The sequence below is a fragment of the Rhodoferax sp. genome (assembly GCF_028689305.1).
In the GTDB taxonomy this organism is placed as follows: Bacteria; Pseudomonadota; Gammaproteobacteria; order Burkholderiales; family Burkholderiaceae_C; genus Rhodoferax.
This window is the reverse complement of record NZ_JAQTWM010000156.1, coordinates 1-4,175: the sequence shown is the minus strand read 5'-3', so window position 1 is coordinate 4,175 and position 4,175 is coordinate 1. Positions and strand designations below refer to the sequence as shown.

Genomic DNA, 4,175 nt, shown 5'->3' with positions numbered 1-4,175 from the left:
GAGCCGCGCATCATCCAGCGCCCCGGCGTGGGCAGCAGTGCGGGCATCTTGCAGCGCCAGGAGCTGGAATTCAAACGGCTGGTGGTGGACCAGCCGGTGCTGATTCTGGTGCTGCAAGGCATCAAGACCCTGCGCTGGGCGCACGGCGAGGTCCACATGCGGGCCGGTGAAGCGCTGGCCCTGGCGGCAGGGCAGTCGGTGGACATCATCAACCGCATGGCGCCGAACGGGGCCTACCGGGCACGCTGGCTGGCCTGGGACCCGGCGCTGATCGCCGCCCATGCGCAGCAGAACCCGGCCCAGCCGGTGATCCGCCATGCGCTGCCGATCGTGGCTGCCGGTGGCGAGTTTGCCGAGGCCTTCCAGCGTGCCCTGCAAGCGGTGGAAGACCCGGGCATTCCGCTGGAGATTGCCCGCCACCGCGTGGCCGAAATGTTGCAGTGGCTGGCCCTGCACGGCGGTCGCTTTGAGTCGGCTGAGCCGCTGAGCTTGAGCACCAAAGTGCGGCGGCTGATCAGCCAGGACTTGGCGCGGGAATGGGCCGCTGCCGACGTGGCGGCGAGCTTTGCCATGAGCGAGGCCACCTTGCGCCGCAAACTGGCCGACGAGTGCAACTGCCTGAGTGACATCCTGAGCGACACGCGCCTGTCTTCAGCTTTGGGGCTACTGCTTTCCACCGCGCAACCCGTCACCCAGATCGCGCTGAGCTGTGGTTACCAGACCCCGTCGCACTTTGCTGCGCGGTTTCGCCAGCGCTTTGACTTCTCGCCCTCGGCGATTCGGCGCAAGGGCAGCGCGCAGCCCCACTAAGGCAGCACGCCTTCAATCGCCACCAAGGTCCCGGTCGCCGCCTGCTGCCGGATCGCCTTGACAGCGGTGTACTCGGGCGAGAAATAAAACGCTTTCAGCGACGCCATGTCGGGAAACTCCAGGATCACCTGGCGGGCGGCCTCGCCCTCACCTTCGAGCACTTCCACAGCACCACCACGCACCAGATAACGCCCGCCGTGGGCCGCCACCAGTGCGGGAACCTGCGCACGGTATTGTTCGTAACGCACCGGGTCGTGGATGTCGATATTGCCGTAGATGTAAGCGGTCATGGAGAGGTCCTTTCTAAATGGGATGCAGTTCATGGCAGATGAACCGTCTATCGCGCATTTTCACATACCAAATCCGGCCTTAGCCCGGATATTATTTACCTATATAGCTACATAATTTATAGCAACACTCATTCACGCCCACGGCGTTGCCGCCAGTCCCCAGGCTTGTGCCCGGTCCAGCGCTTGAAGGCGCGGTTGAACGCACTGGCCTCGGAGAAACCCAGCGTCTGGGCAATGCTGGCAAAAGCGTCGTCGGTGTCGGCCACCGCCTGGCAGGCCTTGTCTTTGCGCACCTGATCCACCAACTGGCTGTAGCTCAGGCCAAGGGCTTGCAGGCGGCGGGCCAACACGCGCTCACTCAGCTTGAGGTGCTGCGCTGCCGCCTGGCGCTCCGGCACACCCTGGGCCAGGTGGGCACCGAGCCAGTGGCGCAGCTGGCCCAAAAAATCCGGCGCGTGGCTGAGTGCGGCCAAACGCGCTGCGGCGTACTCCCGGTGCAGGGTGGCCAGTTGGGCATCGGCCTGGGGCAAGGCCAGGTCGAGCACCGCGTTGTCAAACTGCAGCCCGCAAAAAGCCTGGTTGAAATCGACCTCGGCTTGAAACACCTCCTGATACAGCGCCAGCGGCCCAAGCCGGGCGTGGCTGAACTGCGCCCGCACTGGCTTGACCGGCTGGCCCAGCACCCAGCGGCTGAAGCTGATGACGGCTGCCAACACCGCCTCCAGCTGGTGCGGGCTGAAGGCCAGCTCACCCTGCTGCGGGTGGTAAATCAGCCAGCTTTGCAGCGGCCCCTCCAGCAGTTGAAAGCGCCCGCCGTCGCTGATCAGGCGCTGGAATTTTTGCGTGACCATGATGGCCTCGCGCAGGGTCGAAGACGATTGCAAAATGAAGCTCACCACGTTGAAGCTGGCCGGCCCCACCAACTGCCCAGCGTGCAGGCCAAAGCCTGGGTCACTCGTCAGGTCTGCCGCCGCACGCCACAGCCGGGTGATGTCGTCAATCGGCCAACGCGCTTCATTCAACTGGCTGGGGCTCAGCCCCGCATGCGCCAGCATGGGCTCCACGCTCAAGCCCTGGCGCTGGGCCGCGCTCAGCACCGTGTTGACCCAACTCAGGGACACGCTGGCTTCTGTGGTCAACATCGGTGGCTCCTGAAGTCAAGGGAGGCGGCATCATAAGTCGCTATCGTTGCAGGCTTCATCAACTGGAGACAAGATGCAACAACACAGCAGCGAGGTGGTGATTGTGGGCGCGGGCATCGCCGGCATCGTCTGCGCCCTGGAATTGCTGGCGCAGGGCCGCCGGGTGCTGATGCTGGACCGTGACCAGCCCGACAAGCTTGGTGGCCTGGCGCGTGAAAGTTTTGGCGGCATGTTTGCGGTGGACACACCGGAGCAGCGCCGCGCCGGGATTCGTGACTCGGTCGAGCAAGCGCTAGCCGACTGGCAGGCGTTTGCCGAGTTTGATGCGCAGGCCAAGTGGCCACAGGCTTGGGCACGGGCCTATGTGGGCCACTGCACGCCCGAGATGTACTGGTGGCTGCGTGGCAAAGGCATTCGCTACTTTCCGGTGCCCAACTGGGTTGAGCGCGGTCTGTTCACGCCGGGCAACTCGTTCCCGCGTTTTCACATGGTGTGGGGCACGGGTGAAAAGTTGATGACCACCCTGATTGCCCATTTGCAGCCCTACCTGCAATCCGGCCACCTGGTGCTGCAGTTTGGCCAGCGGGTCGATGGGCTGCTGATGCAGGCCGGGCAGGTGGTCGGCTGCCACGGCGTGGCCGGTGAGCAGCCGTTTGAGGCACGGGCCGAGGTGGTGGTGATCGCCGCTGGCGGCATCAACGGCAGCATCGAGCGGGTGCGTGCCCACTGGCATGCCGACTGGGGCCGAGCGCCCGAGGTCATCCTCAACGGCTCGCACCGCTATGCCGATGGCCGCCTGCACGATGCCGCCGCCGCCGTGGGCGGGCAGCTCACCCACCTGGACAAGATGTGGAACTACGCCGCCGGGGTGCACCACTACGCCTCCACCAAACCGCACGCCGGCTTGAGCCTGGTGCCACCCAAAACCGCGCTGTGGCTGAACTGGCGCGGCGAGCGCATCGGCCCGCAGCCCCTGGTGTCGGGCTACGACACACGCGACCTGGTGACCCAGGTTTGCAAGCAAGAGCGCCAGTACTCCTGGCAATTGATGAACCACAAGATTGCGCTGAAAGAGCTGGCGGTGTCGGGCGCAGAGCACAACCCCAGCATCCGCCAGCAAAACTGGCTGGCCTTTTTGCGCGACATCCTGCGGGGCAACCGCTGGCTGATCGACACCCTGGTGAAGAAATGCCCGGATGTGGTGGTGGCACGCACCCTGCCCGAACTGGTGGACAAAATGAACGCCTTGCAGGGCGACAGCGCGGTGGATCTGGCCACGGTGAGCTCTGTGGTGAACCAGTACGACAGCCAGATTCGCCGTCCGCCGCAGTTCCGCAACGACGAGCAGTTGCGCCGCATTGCCCACCTGCGCAGCTACCGGGGTGACAAGGTTCGCACCTGCAAGCAGCAGCCGATTCTGGACGAGCAGGCGTTGCCGCTGATCGCCATCCGCGAATTCATCATCAGCCGCAAAAGCCTGGGCGGCATCCAGACCGACTTGCACAGCCGGGCGCTGGATGCGGCGGGCCAACCGATCCCCGGCCTGTTTGCGATTGGCGAGGCCGCAGGCTTTGGTGGTGGCGGCGTGCATGGCCTGCGGGCGCTGGAGGGCACGTTTCTGGGCGGCTGCGTACTCACCGCCCGCGCCGCAGCGGCCTCGGTGGCTGGCCGCACGCTACTGAGCATTTGATTCCAACAACAATTTTGAGGAGACCCATACCATGAAAAAAACCGGCGCCTGGCTGGCCCGCTACGCCTTGGAGCAACTCGGCATCCGCTACACCTTTGGCATTCCCGGCGTGCAAAACACCGAGCTGTATGACGAGCTGAACAACTCAGCCCAGATCACCCCGATGCTGGTCAGCCACGAAGGCGGCGGTGCCTTCATGGCCGACGGCCTGAGCCGCTTGTCGGACACGGTGGGCACGCTGGT

Annotated in this window: 5 protein-coding genes; 3 read left to right on the top strand and 2 right to left on the bottom strand. The window is 64.8% G+C overall.

The genetic code is table 11. The features are described 5' to 3' along the window. Positions 1 to 810 (top strand): helix-turn-helix domain-containing protein (locus tag PHW99_RS18260; RefSeq protein ID WP_300181098.1); only part of this gene is annotated, 810 nt, incomplete at its 5' end. Here PHW99_RS18260 and PHW99_RS18255 read toward each other — a convergent pair. Beyond that, a complete protein-coding gene (locus PHW99_RS18255) occupies positions 807 to 1,100 on the bottom strand; it encodes a DUF1330 domain-containing protein (protein ID WP_300181095.1) in 294 nt (97 codons plus the stop codon). The two genes, PHW99_RS18260 and PHW99_RS18255, sit on opposite strands and share 4 nt — an antisense overlap. Positions 1,101 to 1,228: 128 nt before the next feature. Next, positions 1,229 to 2,242: an AraC family transcriptional regulator gene (locus tag PHW99_RS18250; RefSeq protein ID WP_300181091.1), complete on the bottom strand. Its 1,014-nt coding sequence runs from the start codon at positions 2,240 to 2,242 to the stop codon at positions 1,229 to 1,231. 73 nt (positions 2,243 to 2,315) lie between these two features. Between PHW99_RS18250 and PHW99_RS18245 the strand changes: the two genes are divergently transcribed. Further along, on the top strand, positions 2,316 to 3,932 hold the full coding sequence (locus tag PHW99_RS18245) for an FAD-binding dehydrogenase (RefSeq protein ID WP_300181088.1): 1,617 nt from the start codon (positions 2,316 to 2,318) through the stop codon (positions 3,930 to 3,932). Positions 3,933 to 3,963: 31 nt separating this feature from the next. Beyond that, the coding region (locus PHW99_RS18240) for a thiamine pyrophosphate-binding protein (RefSeq protein WP_300181085.1) at positions 3,964 to 4,175 on the top strand (212 nt) is incomplete at its 3' end.